The sequence below is a fragment of the Ehrlichia ruminantium genome, from assembly GCF_009728835.1.
In the GTDB taxonomy this organism is placed as follows: domain Bacteria; phylum Pseudomonadota; class Alphaproteobacteria; order Rickettsiales; family Anaplasmataceae; genus Ehrlichia; species Ehrlichia ruminantium_B.
In genome coordinates, this window is record NZ_CP033455.1 from 575,823 (window position 1) to 593,927 (window position 18,105).

At 28.7% G+C, this 18,105-nt stretch carries 11 protein-coding genes and 2 tRNA genes; 5 read left to right on the forward strand and 8 right to left on the reverse strand.

Annotated features, from left to right (window positions below; all coding sequences use genetic code 11):
• From proS to EDL80_RS01865, 3 genes are all read right to left on the reverse strand, one after another.
• Positions 1 to 1,281 carry a proline--tRNA ligase gene (gene proS / locus EDL80_RS01855; protein ID WP_158406511.1) on the reverse strand — a complete coding sequence of 427 codons (1,281 nt, stop codon included), beginning with the start codon at positions 1,279 to 1,281 and terminating at the stop codon, positions 1 to 3.
• A gap of 682 nt (positions 1,282 to 1,963) precedes the next feature.
• A complete protein-coding gene (locus EDL80_RS01860; RefSeq protein WP_158406512.1) occupies positions 1,964 to 2,941 on the reverse strand; it encodes a hypothetical protein in 978 nt (325 codons plus the stop codon).
• Between the two features lie 51 nt (positions 2,942 to 2,992).
• Positions 2,993 to 3,065 (reverse strand) — tRNA-Phe (locus EDL80_RS01865).
• A 171-nt stretch (positions 3,066 to 3,236) separates the two neighbouring features.
• Between EDL80_RS01865 and coaD the strand changes: the two genes are divergently transcribed.
• Positions 3,237 to 3,734: a pantetheine-phosphate adenylyltransferase gene (gene coaD, locus EDL80_RS01870; protein WP_158406513.1), complete on the forward strand. Its 498-nt coding sequence runs from the start codon at positions 3,237 to 3,239 to the stop codon at positions 3,732 to 3,734.
• 1,715 nt (positions 3,735 to 5,449) lie between these two features.
• Here the strand turns inward: coaD and trxB are convergent.
• Positions 5,450 to 6,403 (reverse strand): thioredoxin-disulfide reductase, encoded by a 954-nt coding sequence (gene trxB, locus EDL80_RS01875; protein ID WP_158406514.1) that lies wholly within the window; start codon positions 6,401 to 6,403, stop codon positions 5,450 to 5,452.
• Positions 6,404 to 7,021 carry a peroxiredoxin gene (locus EDL80_RS01880; RefSeq protein WP_158406515.1) on the reverse strand — a complete coding sequence of 206 codons (618 nt, stop codon included), beginning with the start codon at positions 7,019 to 7,021 and terminating at the stop codon, positions 6,404 to 6,406.
• A gap of 378 nt (positions 7,022 to 7,399) precedes the next feature.
• Between EDL80_RS01880 and EDL80_RS01885 the strand changes: the two genes are divergently transcribed.
• Positions 7,400 to 8,602 (forward strand): pyridoxal phosphate-dependent aminotransferase, encoded by a 1,203-nt coding sequence (locus EDL80_RS01885; protein ID WP_158406516.1) that lies wholly within the window; start codon positions 7,400 to 7,402, stop codon positions 8,600 to 8,602.
• Positions 8,603 to 9,767: 1,165 nt separating this feature from the next.
• Here EDL80_RS01885 and EDL80_RS01890 read toward each other — a convergent pair.
• The 3 genes from EDL80_RS01890 to EDL80_RS01900 all read right to left on the reverse strand — a co-directional run bounded on the left by EDL80_RS01890 (position 9,768) and on the right by EDL80_RS01900 (position 13,156).
• Complete coding sequence (locus EDL80_RS01890; RefSeq protein ID WP_158406517.1) at positions 9,768 to 11,660, reverse strand: peptidylprolyl isomerase; 1,893 nt, start codon at positions 11,658 to 11,660, stop codon at positions 9,768 to 9,770.
• Positions 11,661 to 11,945: 285 nt separating this feature from the next.
• Positions 11,946 to 12,536: a tRNA (adenosine(37)-N6)-threonylcarbamoyltransferase complex dimerization subunit type 1 TsaB gene (tsaB, locus tag EDL80_RS01895; protein WP_158406518.1), complete on the reverse strand. Its 591-nt coding sequence runs from the start codon at positions 12,534 to 12,536 to the stop codon at positions 11,946 to 11,948.
• A 546-nt stretch (positions 12,537 to 13,082) separates the two neighbouring features.
• Positions 13,083 to 13,156: transfer RNA gene (locus EDL80_RS01900), tRNA-Arg, on the reverse strand.
• A gap of 1,339 nt (positions 13,157 to 14,495) precedes the next feature.
• Here EDL80_RS01900 and truB point away from each other — a divergent pair.
• The 3 genes from truB to pnp are packed head-to-tail and all read left to right on the forward strand — an operon-like array spanning position 14,496 to position 18,083.
• Positions 14,496 to 15,386: a tRNA pseudouridine(55) synthase TruB gene (truB, locus tag EDL80_RS01905; RefSeq protein WP_158406519.1), complete on the forward strand. Its 891-nt coding sequence runs from the start codon at positions 14,496 to 14,498 to the stop codon at positions 15,384 to 15,386.
• Between the two features lie 18 nt (positions 15,387 to 15,404).
• A complete protein-coding gene (gene rpsO, locus EDL80_RS01910) occupies positions 15,405 to 15,686 on the forward strand; it encodes a 30S ribosomal protein S15 (RefSeq protein WP_158406520.1) in 282 nt (93 codons plus the stop codon).
• Positions 15,687 to 15,719: 33 nt separating this feature from the next.
• Entirely contained in the window at positions 15,720 to 18,083 is a 2,364-nt protein-coding gene (gene pnp, locus EDL80_RS01915) for a polyribonucleotide nucleotidyltransferase (protein WP_158406521.1), read from the forward strand.
• Positions 18,084 to 18,105: the final 22 nt, after the last annotated feature.

The following is an 18,105-nucleotide window of genomic DNA, read 5'->3' on the forward strand; positions in this document are numbered from 1 at the left end:
TTATGATTTTTTTAATTTATTAAGAAACTGTTCTACGGACATCAACGATGAATCCTTATTAGATCTCTGCCTCACTTCTATAAGACCCTGCTCTGTTGTTGCTTTTCCAATAATAATTTGCCACGGTATACCTAGTAAATCCATTCTTGCAAATTTAGTACCTATGCTATCTTCTGTATCATCATATAATACATCATCGCTACCCAATTGTGTATATAGATTCTCTGAAATTTTATTACATTCTTTATTTGATGAGAATACGTTCACTAAAGAAAATTTGAATGGTGCTATTTCTTCTGGCCAAATGATACCATTATTGTCGTGAGAAACTTCAATAATTGCACCAACTAGTCTTGATATCCCTATACCATAGCATCCCATGTGTAATAGTTTGTTTTCGTTATTTTGGGAAAATACTGCATTCATTGTTTTTGAGTATTTGTCACCTAGATAAAAAATATGACCAACTTCTATACCTTTACTTATTTTGATCTGAGATGCTGGAATAGGGCAGGTGTCTTTATTGTATAAATCATCTGCAGCAGTATAAGTATTTTTTATTGTTTCAATATCAATATCATCATTATTAATGAGATTAATTATGTTTTGGTCATAATATAATGTACTTTCTCCAGAATTTGCTAATATGTGGAATTCATGACTTAAATTACCTCCTATTGGTCCAGAATCTGCTTTTACAGCTATTGGAGTTAGCCCTAATCTTTTAAAGATCTTAAGATAGATTTTAAACATTAAGTTATAAGACTCTATGGCACTATTTAAATCTTTGTCAAAACTGTATGCATCTTTCATTAAAAATTCTCTGCACCGCATTATGCCATATCGTGGACGTAGTTCATCTCTAAATTTCCATTGTATTTGGTATAAAGTTAATGGTAGATTTTTGTAGCTTGTTAATGTTGTTCTAACTAAGTCTGTTACAATTTCTTCGTGGGTAGGTCCGAAAACCATTTCTCGATTATTTCGGTCTATGATACGTAACATTTCAGATCCATAGTCATGGTATCTACCAGATTCTTTCCATAACGTTGCTGGTTGTATCAATGGCATTAATACTTCGAGAATTCCTGATTTATTCATCTCTTCTCTTATGACGTTCTCTATATTTTTTAGTACTTTTAATCCTAGGGGAAGCCATGCATATATACCAGATGCAATTTGCCGTATTAGTCCTGCACGTAAGGAGTATATGTGTGATACTATTGATACATCAGCTGGTGTTTCTTTTAATGTAGGTATGTAATGTTTTGATAAACGCATGAAATACTAACTTTAATTAGCTAAGTGTAGAGGGAATATCATATATAAACTTAATAGTCAATGTTAATGCTTATGTGTAATGTTAAATAATATGGTTTAGTAATATTAATGTTTAGCTTGCTAGTTTGAATGATTGAGTATGATTTTTACTTATTATTTATTTAGATAAGTGTATTTATATATGTTATACATGAAAGCTTTCCTGAATGGAACTGTAGTATTATGCTGTGTTACAGTTTTGATTTTACTTATGTTGTGTAGTTCTTGTAATAATTAAAGTTTAATAGTTAATAATTAGTTTAGGGATATTTTCAGTAATATTGAATTTATGTAATTGTCTAAAGTATAAATGAAGTAAAAGGAGTAAAAGCATTATAGAAATAAGTAACGCATTTTTTTTAATAACTTATCAGATGCACATTGCTAGATAATTTTATTAGTAAGTGTATATTGATGATAAAATAACATGTTTATAATCAAGAAAGCTAATCAATTAGTATAGTATATAAGTACATATATATATTATCGTTATACTTTTTATTCTGTTTTTAAAATTTAGTATATCATCTGTCAGATGACAAAAAAGTAATATTTTTGTCTACTTTGCTTTGTTAGGATATAAAAGATACTACTAAGTTATACTAGTACTGTATAACTTAGTAGCAAAAGTTGTTGCATTATATTATTTTCTATAAAGAAAGTCATTTATAATAGCAAGTGCTGACAATGTTGCTTCGTGTTTTTTTGTTCCCTTATTATCTTGTGTATTATTTTCTTCTTTATTAGAAAGTGTCATAGCATTGATTGCTAATGCTTCTGGATGATCCTGGAACAAAATATTACCATGTTTATCTTCGATTACTTCGATAATACCGTCGTCAGAGAATCCAACTATTTTATAACCTAAAGATTCTATTTTGCTGACATTTTCAGGACTGTTGTTTACTACACCTCCATGTGCGTCAGGGAAATATATTGAAATCCAGCCATTGTCATCTGGTTTAATATATTTTGCAACAATACTTGACAGCCTACTACCAGGTGCAACTCGCAATCTGTGAAGACCTACATCTTTTTTATGAGGATCAGGCATTGATATAGAATGTGCTGCTATTGCTTCTTTAGATTTAACAATCTTTTTTACCCTAATAACTTCTACTCCTACAGCATGCATTATACCTTGTAATCCACCACAAACTCCTATTAAGTGAATTTTAGGATTATCTTCAACTATTTTAACTATTGCATTTGTAACAAGTTGTCTATTTGGTGTGGGTGGAAATGGCTCGGTATCTACATTGTAATAGTTTCCAGGAATAAATATTCTATTGATTTTATTTTTCTCTATAAAAGAAAGCACAGCTTGCTGAATTTTACCTGATTCTATTTTTTCTAAAAGTGAAATATCATTTTTAGCTTCCTCTAGAGACTCACTTTTTATTTTTTTAAAGTCTACTATGGTATTGTAATCAAGTAATACAACTTTTGCACCTAATTTCTCTAGCATTTCAGCTATATTATCTGAAAATGTTAATTCATTAGGATATGTTTCTTCTGCTGTACGTACGAAGCCTACAACTATTTCATCAGATAAAGCTGCATGTGTTTGAGTTGTAGACATGAACAGCAACAAAAGTAATAATGGTATTAAGTAACGCATCTAACCTCCAAAAAATTAGATAAATTATTTACATAGGAAATATGTTATAAGTGGCCTGAGTTGGAATCGAACCAACGACACAAGGATTTTCAGTCCTTTGCTCTACCGACTGAGCTATCAAGCCAAATATACTATCAATAAACATTAAATAAACATTGTACTACAAGAATTGTTTATTTTTATAATATAATGCTAAAAACTTATATATTATAAATACAAATCATTCAAGAAAAATATAATGTTAAATTAGTATCATATTATGATATAATAATATTTTATGAAATTAGTGATTTAAGTGAAAATAGGTGTGTATCCTGGCACTTTTGATCCTATTACTTTTGGTCATATTGATATTATTAAAAGGGCTTGTAACCTAGTTGATAGGTTGATAATAGGTGTTGCTAGAAGTTGTACAAAAAAGACAATTTTTTCTGCTGAAGTTCGTGCAGAATTAATTAGGCATGAAATGAAATTGCTTAATATGATGGTTGATACTGTGATTTTTGATGGATTATTAGTGTATTTTGCACAAAAGAATAATGCATCTGTTATTATTAGGGGGTTAAGAGCTGTTTCTGATTTTGATTACGAATTTCAGATGAGTTGGGTAAATTATAAACTTAAACCACAAATTGAAACAATTTTCTTACCAGCTGCAGAGGATACCCAATTTATTTCATCAACTTTTGTGAAAGAAATAGCACGTCTTAGGGGTGATGTGAGTGTTTTTGTATCTGCAAATGTTGAACAGCATTTAAAAGATTTTTTCCATACTAGTGAAGGAAAAATTTGAACTTACTTTATTAGTATTTATGTATTTTCAAATAAGTAGATATATCGGTTAAAATACATAGTATATTTACTATAAATACATAATGTGACTTAGTTAAATATTTTGTTTATTATGACATATTGCAGGAATCAAGTTTATAAATTGTTTATAACACGGGTAACATTGATGTTATATAATCAATATTTTATAGAAGGCTTACACGTCAAATAAATAAGTTGAATTTCATCCTCAAAATTTACAAAATATTATAGGTGAAGATAATTGCCATTGTTAAGAAATGTTATTAATTGTTGTCGTTTTCATAGAGGAGTATTTCTTACATCAATGCAAATTATTAATAAACTAATGATTTGCTACTTCTTAAAAACAACTCTTGTGTTATTGATAATGTTTATGTTTTCTCTTTTTAATTCAGGTAATATCATTAATTATACACTTAATACAAATAGCTATGTGGACTCTCATATCCTTTTCAACATTATAAACAGCAATTTGTTAAAATAATATACACTTAATAACATTATCAGTAACACATAAAGTGTACCATATTACAATTTTGACAACAAACATTGAAGTTGTGAATATTTAACAGCGTTTTTTGTTATTTTGATTGTGTGAATTGTAAAATTATATTAGCTCTGTATCATATCAGCAGATGGTTAATGTAATTTGCACAAAAGTGATTACAAAAGCTTTTTAGTTCGTGGGACTTTAAATTGAATTGTTGATTAACGTAGTACATAAATCATACTGTTATAAAGAGATAATGATATATTCCATAATATTTTGTAGTATATGTAAATGTGTTTATGTAGGGCTATCTTATAAATATAGTCTAACAATTTATATGTATTATATAATTTTTATATGAAAGTAGAGTAATTTTGTTGATTTGCTACAATGTATGTACATGTGAGTTTTAGATAAATTTCTATTAAAGTAACTATAATGTTAAGGGTAATAATGTGGTGTCATATTTTGTAGGGTTAAGTACTTTAGAAAATAATATATACTGATTTTGTTTTTATTATCAGATATTGAGTGATTGATCAGAAATTTGATTGTAGTTGGAACAAAAGAAGCAGTATTGATATCTCTTTATTTATAAATGTTTATAAGAAGATAAAATATATTAAATAATCATAATTCTATTGATATTCTTAGGTAATTTGATTACAATCTTTATTGTATGATAGTTATGTAGTATTCTAAAATATTTGTCGATTATTGTAAGTATATCTTTACAAACATAGTTATAGAGAAAGATATTCTCTATTCAAAAGTTTGGTTATGTATTACACATATGAAATGTTGTGTAAATTGTTAATTTAATAATTTTAACAGAAAAATAAGTTACTTTATTATTATCAAATGTATTTAATGATTTATCAGTTTTGATTTATAGTACTTCAGTTATTGTTTATCATATATATTGTTATGATATATGACTTAATAAATTGATTTTTATTATTTATGCAGTTTTGTAAACAGAATATATGTTAATCTAAAGCATAGTTATGTTATATGTTTACAGCAATAAACAGGCTACAGTTTTGGAAACTCTTAATAATGTTATGGGTTATACGAAAACTACATATGATACTATAAACTTTTTTATAAAATTATATGAATGAAAAATGCTATACTATATTCTTTATAAAGCACTATTAAAACATAATAAGTTTGCATATCATAAATTGTAGAACACTAAAGATTCACTTTTCAGATAAAAACTTTGTAGCTTCTATTGCTGCCATACATCCTGAACCTGCTGCAACAACAGCTTGTCTATATATTTTATCTTGTACGTCACCTGCAGCAAAAATTCCTGGACAACTAGTTGCTGTACTATTGGGATTAGTGATAATATACCCTTCCTCATCTAAGTTTATTATGTTGATATTATTTTGATTTGTTAGCATTTTGGTATTTGGAGTGTGCCCTATAGCAATAAAAACTCCTTTTACTGGGATAGTACTAATGCTTCCGGATGTGGATTCTAACATTAGTTCTTCAACAGTACCAGTTTCTTTATTGCCTAGTATTTCTTTAACAACACTGTTCCATATCACTTGTATTTTTTTATTATTGAATAGTCTTTCTTGTAATATAGGTTCAGCACGTAATTTATCACGTCTATGTATTAAGAATACTTTTGTTGCGTGTCTTGTTAAGTATAGTGCCTCTTCTACAGCAGTATTACCTCCCCCTACTACAGCAACATCACTTCCACTAAAAAACACTCCATCACATGTAGCACATGCTGAAACTCCTTTGCCTTTAAAAACTTCTTCACTTTCTATGTTCAACCACTTTGCTTGAGCTCCAGTAGCAATGATAATAGTATCTGCAATATAATGGTCATTAAATATTCCTATACATTGAAATGGATATACGTCTGTACGTATCTCTTTAATCTCATCAGAAATGATTTGAGCTCCAGAGTTATGAGCCTGTTGTTTCATTTGTTCCATAAGTTCTGGTCCTTGTACTGCATGTGCAAAACCTGGAAAATTTTCTACATCACTGGTAATTGTGAGCTGTCCTCCAGGACACATTCCAGTGATTAATATGGGTTGCAGGTTTGCACGAGCAGCATATATAGCAGCAGTACATCCTGCTGCTCCTGAACCTAAAATTAAAACTTTTGTCTTATATGTTTGTGTCATTTACTTATCCATCATGCTTTTTTCAAGGTTATCTATGTGTGATTTTAGGTAATCTTCAATACCATGTTGGGATGCTTCCATTGCTGGATCTCCTTTTATCCATCCAGCAGGACACACTTCTCCATGAATTTGATGATGTTTTATTGCATCTATAATTCTTAGTAGTTCATCTACATTTCTTCCAATAGGTAAATCATTAATTGATTGATGTCTTACAATAAAATGGTCATCTATAACAAATGTTGCTCTTAATGCAATACTATTATTGTATAACACTCCGTAGTTGTTAGATATTGAATGTGAATCATCTGCAATTAATGGAAAGCTAATTTTATCTATTCCGCCCTTATTTATACTGATATTACGCCAATGACTATGGCAAAACTCTGAATCTGTACTGATACCTATAATCTCAGTATTTTTTTCCATAAACTGTGGTATTCTGTTGTGTAATGAAATTATTTCTGTCGGACATACAAATGTAAAATCACGTGGATAGAAAAATAAAATAGCACATTTGCCACTAATATATTGTTTTAAGTTGAGTTCACATATTTTGTCATCTGGCATTACAGCTTTTGCTGTAAAATCGATAGCTTGTTGTGTAATGAGATTCATAAAATTACCTAGTTAGTTTAAAATGAGCAATGGTCATAAAATATTAAATACTACAATTACATACTTTTGTAATTATATTTATTACATATTTTATATTAACGTTATACCTCACAATAGCTTTGTGTATTAAAAGTATAACCTTATACGCTATTACATATAGCTTATTTTATTGTAAAATAAAGTAATTTTTGTGGTAATAATTTATCTATGATTTTTCTGTAAATAATTATGATATAAAATATGTCTCTTTGGGAATGAAAATTTCATTGTACTAATTTTTTATAAGTGTATGGTAATTCAATAAGTAAATAATAATATTGAATATTGGTTAAAGTGTATATAGAATACACATATTATTAAAAAATTACTCAGGTAATTATGTCATTTCTAGCTAAAAGGATGGGTTGTATTCAGCCTTCTCCTACTCTTGAGATTGCAAGTCAGGCTCAAAAGTTAAAAATGTCGGGGAGAGATATTATTTCGTTAAGTGCTGGAGAACCGGATTTTGATACACCAGAACATATAAAACAAGCAGCTATTAATGCTCTTAATTTAGGTAAAACTAAGTATACGGCAGTTGATGGAATTATTGAGTTGAAGAAAGCTATTATTAGTCGTTTAAAACAGGATCATAATTTAATGTATGATGTTAATCAGATTTCTGTTGGTAATGGAGCTAAACAATGTATTTATAATTTATTTATGTCTACATTAAATGATGGTGATGAGGTAATAATACCAGCTCCTTACTGGGTATCTTATCCTGATATTGTTAAGATAGCTGGTGGTAATCCTGTAATTGTTGACTGTGGTAATACATCTAAATTAACTGCTGATTTACTTGAGAGTGTAATTACTGAAAAAACTAAATGGTTGATTCTTAATTCTCCAAATAATCCTACTGGTTTAGTATATACATATGATGAACTAAAAGATATTGCTCAAGTTTTATTAAAATATCGTAATGTTCATGTAATGACTGACGATATATATTCAAAGATAGTATATGATGATGTTGAATTTTTTACTATTGCGCAGGTAGAGCCAGATTTGTATAGTAGGGTGTTTTTGGTGAATGGAGTGTCAAAAGCATATGCTATGACAGGATGGAGAATTGGGTATATTGCTGGTGCTGCGGAAGTTATAAAAGCGATTTCTGTTATACAGTCTCAAAGTACAACGAATCCTAATAGCATAGCGCAGTTTGCTGCAGTAGAGGCTTTGACTGGTGATCAGGAATTTTTGAAAGAAAGAAATAATATATTTATGGCACGGCGTGATATGATGCTAGACATGATTAATAATACGTCACTTTTGTTTGTTGAGAAGCCTCATGGCGCATTTTATGTGTTTATTTCTTGTAAGGAAGCAATAGGTAAAACTACCAAAAGTGGTTTTTGCATAACAAGTGCTATGGATTTTACTAAGTATTTATTGGAAGATTATAATGTTGCTGTAGTACCAGGTGAGGCATTTGGGGTTCAGGGATTTTTTAGGGTATCATATGCTACTTCTACTAAAGATGTATCTGAAGCATGTAATCGTATCTTAACAGCATGTAATAAATTGTTAGATAGATAAGTATGTATTAAGTAGTAGAAAGCATATTTCTATATGGTAAGCTTTTGCTAGTTAATGAAGTAGAATTCTCTGTTTAATATGTTGATCTGTAAGTATTTTAGTGTCTGTTGAGGGATATTATTATATGTATGCAGATACTTGTTTATGTAGTTTTAGTACTCTTATATGTTGTGGTAGTGATTTTGTAAGTGTTTTGTAGGTTATAAGTAAGTATCTATATTACTTATGAAGTTTATTATATAATAGCGTAATTTATAGTAATTAAGAAGTAATCTGTTTAAATGTAGGATTATTAAAATTATTGTAACAAATATGTTGTACAATACATATGCTGATGGAAATATTAAATATAATTTATCATTATAGGTGGTACTGTATTTAAGCATATATATTGGTGTTATTATATTCCTTTATATTAAGAATATTAGTGAAGAATTAAAAAATAAGTTATTCTTTGGAAGATAAGAAAAGTTGATATAGTAAAGAATTATTATTTAACAAGATTGATGTTTAATAGTGATATATACAATCCCAGTGCTTTAAGAGCTATGTACTGGTATCTAGTAATGGCAATACTTACAAATAGATTAGTAATTGATGGATGTAACATAAAGGTATCTTACTATAATAAAATTATTATAGGTATCAGTAATATGTTATGTCTCAATGAGAATTTAATTACTAAATAATTTTTAGGTTATTTTATCTTCTAAGTATTGGCGAGACTTTTATACATTATAGTAGCAATCAAAAATTCTTCTATATCAATTTGTAAGTTAACTTTAAATATTGTAATACTTATAGTTAATAATATTTTGTTTTATAATATATTATTTATTTTTAAGTATAAGAAAGCTTATGAACTGAGAATAATTTATATGATTGTTATATCATTATGGTATATGGTTTGTACAGTAATAGATTAACATCTTATAATTGATATTTAAAGTTGATATATTATAGGTATAAACTGTTTTTTTAGGTTTAATTGTCAACCTACTATGGAAGTAATATTTTTTATTTAATTGTTAAAGAGCTATTGATGTAATATGAAGTACTATTTATAAAATGTCAATTGATAGTATTATATGCTGATTCGTTACCTAGATTCTTTAACAACATATCCATATCTTACTAAAAAACTTTATATAATATTACTATACAACTATTCTATACTATCAATTAAATTTCTATTAACTTTTACTGAATATTTTTTTATTAGATATGCTATTAGCTGATTTTTTAAAGATTCTATATTATTATTACTGAGCTTTTCTTGTATATTTTTCAAGTCTACATTACTTATTTGTTCTGGATTTGTTATGTCTTTAAGTACAGCTATAAGCATTTTTTGTTTAGCAGGATCTTGCTCATCGTGATAGTTTTTGCTAATTTCTCCTTTTTTTAAGCTGAAAATTTCATTCACTAAACTGGTAGGATAATTCTGACCTGGATTATCTATAGAAGCTATATTATTCCTATATACTACTTGGTTAGGCTTTAATGATACACCATCAATGTTTTTGATATCTATTCCTGATTTAAGTTTTATTACTATATCTTGTGTAAGCTTAGATAACTTCTGATTCTTAAAGTTATTTTGCCATTCATCTACTAATTCTTGTTTGCTTTCGTCAAAAGTTTTTTCTCTAGCTTGATCAATTTTAGTCACTCTTGCACTGAAGAAATAATCCTCGTTATTAGTGAAGTTAGAGGTTTGATTTAATTGTAATGCAAAACCAGTAAGTATTATTGAGCTAGGATTTGCTTCTGATATATTGACTTTTTTACCAGATAAGTTATGTCCTGATGTATCAGTTGTAATAGTTTTGATGTGTAAGTTGTATAACTCTGCTATTTCTTTAATAGACGTGCCGTTGTTAATTTTGTCATTGATAATTTGAACTTCTGCAAGTAATAGGTCGATAGCCTTTTTCTTTTTAATACTTTGACTTATTTTTTGAGTTAAATCTTGTAAATCATGTTCTGATATTTTATGAATGCTTGTTACTTTTATTATATGCCATCCAAACATACTATGTAATATAGGGCTTACTTCTCCTTCTTTTAATGAAAAAACCTGGGTTCTTATATTGTCAGGGAGGGTATTTTTTGTAATATTTTTTAATGTTACATTTTCCAAAGTAGTATGAGCAATATCTGTTATTACACTATCAAAAGTTTTGCCATTATTGAGTGCGTTTAATGCATTTTCAGCATCATCTTTAGTGCTAAACACTAAGTTTAATATGTCTATTTGGTTATCTAATCCTTCAGTTTTTATTTCATTTTCTATCTCTTCTTGTGTGACAGTTACTTTTGTCATGAAATTTTCGTGATTCATAGTAACGTATTCTATGTCACGAATTTCTGGAAAAATTAGCTGACCATTTTTGCGCTTTTCTTCATATAAATTTTTAAGTTCTTCAATACTAGGAATAGGGATATTATTTATTGCAGGTGATATTTCAATGATATCTACAGTACGAGATTGATGTAAATTCTGTAAGATTTTTGTTACCAGATCCGGATGATACTGTAGATAGCTACTTTGTGGTCCACCAAATAAGCAACTCATTACTATAGAGATAGGAAAGGCCTGTTCTAACTTGCTAATGTATAACCTTTCTGTTAGTCCTGCATTTGATAGACCCTTATTGAATTTATTCTTATCGAAATTTCCATTATCATCTTGAAAATATTTTATATTTTTTATGAAGTTTATTACACTTTCTTCACCCACTTTAAGGTTTAATGAATTGGCAAATTTTATAAGTACCTTATTTTCAATCAGCTTGTTTAATACGGAATGTTTTATGTTAAACTGAATAATTTGTTCAGGTGTTAAAGGTCTATTAAGGAGTTGTTGTATATATCTTAACTCATCATGGTAAGCACTTGTAAAATCTTCTACTGATAATTTTTCTTGGCCAATTTTTGCAACATATTGTTTATTGCTAAAATGGTTGGAAAATAACGGTACTCCTAGTGATACGGATACTAAAGAGCATATTAAAACTATAAGAAGTAACTTTGCAAAAAAGGCCTTGGATTTCATGATACATACACATGTAAGTATAAAACACGCCTAATATACCAAACAAAAACAGTCATGCAAATCTTTTCATGATGTGTATGCACAATATTTTACTTTCACAATATATTTTGTATACACATATATTAACAAAAGAACAATTTTTTTATATTTAGAAATTAATTAATATTATTTTATTAAGTATGTAACTATAAAGTATATAAGTTATTTTTGATAAGCTACTTTTTATATTGTAGATTTGTGTGTTTTTTTGAGTAAAAGTATTTATGTAATTGTATAAATAATTACTTAATATATTGTATTAAAGTATATAGGTATAGGGTTAAGTGTTGGTAGATTATTTTCTATTTTATATTTGTAAAGAAGAGCAGCAGTTCTTGCGTTTATATTATTTGATGTTATATGTATTATATTTTGATTAGGTAAGTAATCAGAAAAGTTATTTTTATCGAGAATTTGTATTTTGCTTAATGCGACTAATTTGTTGTTAAATGTTTGAGAGTATAGAGTTTTTGGCGAAACTTCAATTACTGATAATATCTCTTTATCTTTGGTTGTTGTTGAGGTTAATATTAAATATGCCTGTATTTCTAAAGTACTAATCCCATGTAGTGGTATTTTTGATGCAAGATGTATTCCTTGAGCAGCTGCTATGCCAACTCTTACTCCTGTAAAACTACCAGGCCCTACTACTACTGCAAGGTTTTTTATTGTATTATATGAATGATTAGATCGCTCTAGTAGCGTGTGAATTATTTTGAATAAAGATTCAGAGTGTTGGTTATGTAATGTATTTTCTTCATAATAGATAGTGTTGTTTTGATTCATAATGGCGACAGAGCATATAGGACCTGATGTATTGATTGTCATAGTAGCCATAATTTTTATTTTTTGTGTGGTTTTTTATAGTAGCATATATAGCTCTATAAGGGAATAGTAGTGATGCTAATTTTGTTTGTTAGATTATGTAGATTGCTTTTCTGTAAATTTTGCTTGATTTTTTTAATGCAGCGTATGATTTAGATCTTCTAATTATCGAATATTGTTTTATATAGTATATACTTTTGCTAGAAGCTATTTTTAATAATCTAAGTTATTGATCAGTAAGTTTATTTATAATGTCTTGGTTTTTTTGGGAATATGTTAAATTGATTACCTATTGTTGAAGTTAAGGTAATCTCAGTACTTGTTATATCTATAGAAGTTATATATTTTAAAATTGTGTGATCTATTGTTGTATTTAATTTAGCTTTTATACATGTATGGTGTAAGGGTTGTGTTATTTATGTGATAGATATAAGGATTGCTTTTGTGTTGTAATACGAAAATTTTACTGTGAATTTCTGTGTAGATATTATTTTTGATATTGAACTGAAGTACTACAAAATACATTTTACTAAGTAAAATGTGTGCAAATTTAAAAAGTGCACCCTGAGCGATTCGAACGCCCGACCTTTTGATCCGTAGTCAAAAACTCTATCCAGCTGAGCTAAGGGTGCAAGTGTTATAGCTTATAATTTAATTTTGTATACGTAAATAAATTTTAAAATAACGCAACTAAATTAAATATAGCTGGAGTAGTATAGTAATATTTTTTGAGTGAATCAATCTGAAACTTTTAATTTAATTATCTCGGTATCTATAGTGATGATGAATGATTGAATTGGCGTTATAGTATGAATTGTTTTTGAGATCGTATGCATTATGTATTCTTTTTAAGTATATTTAAATAATGTCTATTTAAATTGCTGTATTGTAGTGTACCTAATGTAATAACAAAATAATGATTATGTATTGTTACTAGTAATATAGAGCGTGTTTATTCAGTAATCTATTTCAATTTTATTAGAATCACTGTTATAGAGAATTAGAGAGTGAAATATAAGTTATGCTTATAACTTATATTTTTTATAATGATGTATAATTGTACGTTACCTAAACTTATAGTAATGCTGATGATTTTACTTTAAGAATAAACAGTATTATATTGTTTTTATTGACTTTAATAAACTATAAGAGATATAGTGTAATATGATATATAGTATATGTATATATGTACTTATTTTCTCTAGTGCAATGTTCAACGAAGTACTTAAGATAATTAATAGAATTTTTATAATTAATTACTTGATATTAGTAGCTATTTTATTACAGATTAATGAAACTTTTTGATAATGTTTAGATTAGAATAATCTCTATATGAATTTACGCTACAATATTAAATAGATATATTGATTATAAATAGTGTTTGTCTTAGTAATCAGTTTAGTTTTATAACATGTGATTTTCTTGCTAATTGTATATTTTTCTGTAATCATAGTAGGTACAATAGATTTATGATTAAAATGATTATGATACCTATTCTATAATCTATTTATAATATAAGTGTTAAATACTGAAGAACAATTATTAGTAATTTGTTTAGGTGTAAATTTGGTGGTATGTAATAATGATAAATTTTTTTACTGTATTTACAGTATTGAATATGTAAATTTATACATATTTATTTATATACTTGTGAAGTAAATGTATAAAATTTATTGATAATATTTTATGTGAATTTCAATATATTAATTGAGTTATTTAATGTACTATACATTTTATATGAATTACTATTTAATAAGTAATGTTACCAAAAAGTAAGGAAGACGTAATTAATAAGGTCATATATTAGAATTTAAATATATGACCTTGATATTCTATGTATATTATATAACAAAGGGTTTGTAGGATTGTTTAAATAGTTTTTTGTTTGACTTAAATCTTGATTAATATATCTAATATTGTTAACATCTGCTCTGGTTATTTAATATATCTTTAGGAAATATATTTAGTTTTATGTATGGTTGGATAAATATAGATAAGCCATGCGGTATAAGTTCAGCTTCTGTAGTTAGTCGTATTAAAAAGATTTTGAATGTTAAAAAAGTTGGTTATGCAGGTACATTGGATCCTTTGGCTTCTGGGATATTACCTGTTGCGATTGGTGAAGCTACAAAACTTATGCCTTATGCTGTTAATGTAAATAAATCTTATTTATTTACTGTACAGTGGGGTGAACAAAGAACTACTGATGATGTATCAGGGGAGGTTATAAAAAAAAGTGACATGGTGCCATATTTGGATGACATAAATAGGGTTATTCCGAGTTTTATTGGGGTAGTAGAACAAGTACCACCTAATTTCTCAGCAATATATGTAAATGGTGTTAGGGCATTTGAGTTAGCTAGAAGTGGTCAGAAATTTAGATTGAGGTCTAGATATGTTAATATACTGGATTTAAAGTTGTTATCATTTAACCGGGAAAATAAAACTGCAGATTTTTATTTATTATGTAAGAAAGGTGTGTATGTTCGTTCTATAGCAAGAGATCTTGGGATAAGTTTAGGTTGCTTAGGATATGTAACAAAATTGCGTAGAGTAAGAGTAGGTTATTTTAAACAAAGACATGCTATTACATTAGATAAGCTAAAGATATTGCACAACAGTGGTAATACACATAAGTATTTATTACCATTGCGGTATGTATTACAAGATGTAAAGCAGTTGAATGATGTGTTATGTAATGTTGAGATATCAAAAATCAAAAGTGGCCAAAATATTCAGTTAAATAACTTGTACATGGTTAAGAATTGTGATATCTGTTATGTTAGTACACACAGTGTGCCAGTGGCGATTTGTAGTATAATAAATAATGTTATAAAGCCAGTACGTGTTTTTAATGTTTAAGAATTTGGTATTTTAATTATGTCAATTACAGCGGAGAGAAAATCTGAATTAATAAGTGAATATTGCCTTAAAAAAGGTGATACTGGTTCTTCTTTTGTACAATGTGCAATTTTATCTGAAAGAATACGTAATTTAACTGAGCATCTAAAAATTCATAAGAAAGATTTTCACTGTAGACGTGGTTTAATGGTATTAGTTTGCAGGAGACGTAATGAGTTACAATACATTAGAAGGAAATATGGTAATGATAGATATTTAGCGTTAGTAAAACAACTAGGTATCAGAGACGTTTTTCACTGATTGATTTATTAGGATAAAGTAGGAAATAATAGTATGTTTAATTTGATAAGGAAGTCTACAGAGTGGGGAGATAAAACCTTAGTTTTAGAAACTGGTAAAATAGCAAGGCAAGCTAATGGTGCTGTAGTAGTAACTTATGGTGGAACTACGGTTTTGTCGACAGTGGTGACTGGTAAAACTAAAGAACCTGTAGATTTTTTACCATTAACTGTACAATTTGTTGCTAAAAGTTATGCTGTAGGTAAGATTCCTGGTGGTTTTTTAAAGAGGGAAGGTAAGCCATCTGATAGGGAAACTTTGATTTCTCGTTTAATTGATAGAAGTATTAGGCCTTTATTCCCTTTAGGTTTTTATGATGAAGTTAGTATAGTATGTAACCTATTATCGTATGATACGGTTGCTCCCCCTGAAGTAACTGCGTTAATTGGTGCTACGGCTGCTTTAGCAATATCTGGTGTTCCTTTTAATGGAATAGTTGTTGGGGCAAGAGTAGGATATTTGTTATCGGAAGATAAATACTTATTAAATGCTTCTGCTGATGAGATGTTATCTAGTTCTTTAGATTTATTTTTGTCAGGTAATGAAGATTCTGTATTGATGGTTGAATCTGAAGCATCTGAACTTTCTGAAGCTCAAATGTTAGGTGCAATATCTTTTGGGCATCAAAATTGTCAAGAGGTAATAAAGTTAATCGAGGAATTTAGAGAAGAAAATGGGGTAATGCCTATTGAGTTTATACCACATGATATTACTTCTCTTGTTGATGATATAGCTTCTTCTTATAAGGAAAGTTTTAGTGTTGCATATTCTAATATTGTGAAAAAAGAGCGAGCATTGGAATTAGAAAAATTACGTGAGCAAGTACTGTCTGATATGTTACCAAAATATCAGGCTGATAGTTTAGAATGTAAATATACTAGTCAGGATATTATTAGTGCACTTAAAAACTTTGAAAGATCTTTAGTACGTTCTAAAATTGTTGAAACTTCTTCTAGAATAGATGGACGTTCATTTAATGGAATACGTGATATAGAGATTGAAATAGATGTGTTGCCTAAAGCACATGGATCTGCTCTATTTACTAGGGGTAATACGCAAGCATTAGTTGTTACTGCACTAGGTACACCGCAGGATGAGCAAATAGTTGATGATTTAGATGGAGATAGAAGAGAGAGTTTCTTGTTGCATTACAATTTTCCTCCATATGCAGTAGGTGAATCAGCAGCATTACGCGCTCCTGGGAGGAGGGAAATAGGTCATGGTAAGCTTGCTTGGAAAGCAATCCACTATGTATTACCTGAAAAATCAGATTTTCCATATACTATTAGAGTAGTGTCTGAAATCACAGAATCGGATGGTTCATCTTCTATGGCAACTGTTTGTGGTGCTTCTCTAGCCTTGATGGATACAGGAGTACCTATTAAAGCTCCTGTTGCTGGTATTGCAATGGGCCTTATTAAAGAGGGTGATCAGTTTATTATTCTGTCAGATATATTAGGTGATGAAGATCATCTTGGTGATATGGATTTTAAAGTTGCTGGTACTTCATTAGGTATTACTGCGCTACAAATGGATATGAAAATTTCTGGAATAAGCATTGAAGTCATTGAAAGATCATTACTTCAAGCTAAGGATGGAAGAATGCATATTCTTGATAAGATGAATTTAGTTATACAAGAGTCTAGGGAATGTATAAAGAATCATGCTCCTAGAATAGAATCTATCTTTATAAATAAGGACAAGATTCGCAATGTCATAGGCAGTGGTGGAAAAAATATCCGTGAGATTTGTGAAAAGACAGGTGCAAGAATTGAAATTATGCAAGATGGCACTGTAATGATATATGCGATTAATAATGATGCAGTAGAGCATGCTAAAAATATGATTATGGATATTGTATCTGAGCCAGAAATAGGAAAAGTTTTTGATGGAACTGTTGTTGAAATTGTAAAGTTTGGAGCTTTTGTTAGCTTTTTGGGTGGAAGAAGAGGTTTAATTCATATTAGTGAAATAAAGAATGAACATATTAATGCAGTAAGTAGCGTCATTTCTGTTAATGATAAGGTAAAAGTATTAGTTATTGGTATAGATCGTGAGTATGTTCAACTTTCTATGCGTAGAGTAGATCAGGAAACTGGTGAACCGATAGATGGAGAACTTTATAATATAAGAAAAGGTTCTGATTCTGATGATTCATTTTTGTCATCAGGTGGTGGTAGTGTACGGCATGGGAGTGAAAAAAAAAGACGTAGCGGTAGTAGGTCTCGTCGTAGTAGTGGCTCTAATTATCATAGGGAAGATTTAATGTCACATAATAGTAATTTTTCTGGTGGTAATCGTTCTTTTAATGATAGTAGGAACGGTAATGAGATTCCTAGAAAGCCTAGGTTTTTTTAGGAGCTTAGTTTTTTTTGCTACG

Excerpts from the sequence above, each read along its gene's own strand:
- proS (WP_158406511.1), bottom strand. The coding sequence starts at position 1,281 with ATGCGTTTATCAAAACATTACATACCTACATTAAAAGAAACACCAGCT.
- rpsO (WP_158406520.1), top strand. The coding sequence starts at position 15,405 with ATGTCAATTACAGCGGAGAGAAAATCTGAATTAATAAGTGAATATTGC.
- truB (WP_158406519.1), top strand. The coding sequence starts at position 14,496 with ATGTATGGTTGGATAAATATAGATAAGCCATGCGGTATAAGTTCAGCT.
- trxB (WP_158406514.1), bottom strand. The coding sequence starts at position 6,403 with ATGACACAAACATATAAGACAAAAGTTTTAATTTTAGGTTCAGGAGCA.
- EDL80_RS01880 (WP_158406515.1), bottom strand. The coding sequence starts at position 7,021 with ATGAATCTCATTACACAACAAGCTATCGATTTTACAGCAAAAGCTGTA.
- pnp (WP_158406521.1), top strand. The coding sequence starts at position 15,720 with ATGTTTAATTTGATAAGGAAGTCTACAGAGTGGGGAGATAAAACCTTA.
- tsaB (WP_158406518.1), bottom strand. The coding sequence starts at position 12,536 with ATGGCTACTATGACAATCAATACATCAGGTCCTATATGCTCTGTCGCC.
- EDL80_RS01885 (WP_158406516.1), top strand. The coding sequence starts at position 7,400 with ATGTCATTTCTAGCTAAAAGGATGGGTTGTATTCAGCCTTCTCCTACT.
- EDL80_RS01890 (WP_158406517.1), bottom strand. The coding sequence starts at position 11,660 with ATGAAATCCAAGGCCTTTTTTGCAAAGTTACTTCTTATAGTTTTAATA.
- EDL80_RS01860 (WP_158406512.1), bottom strand. The coding sequence starts at position 2,941 with ATGCGTTACTTAATACCATTATTACTTTTGTTGCTGTTCATGTCTACA.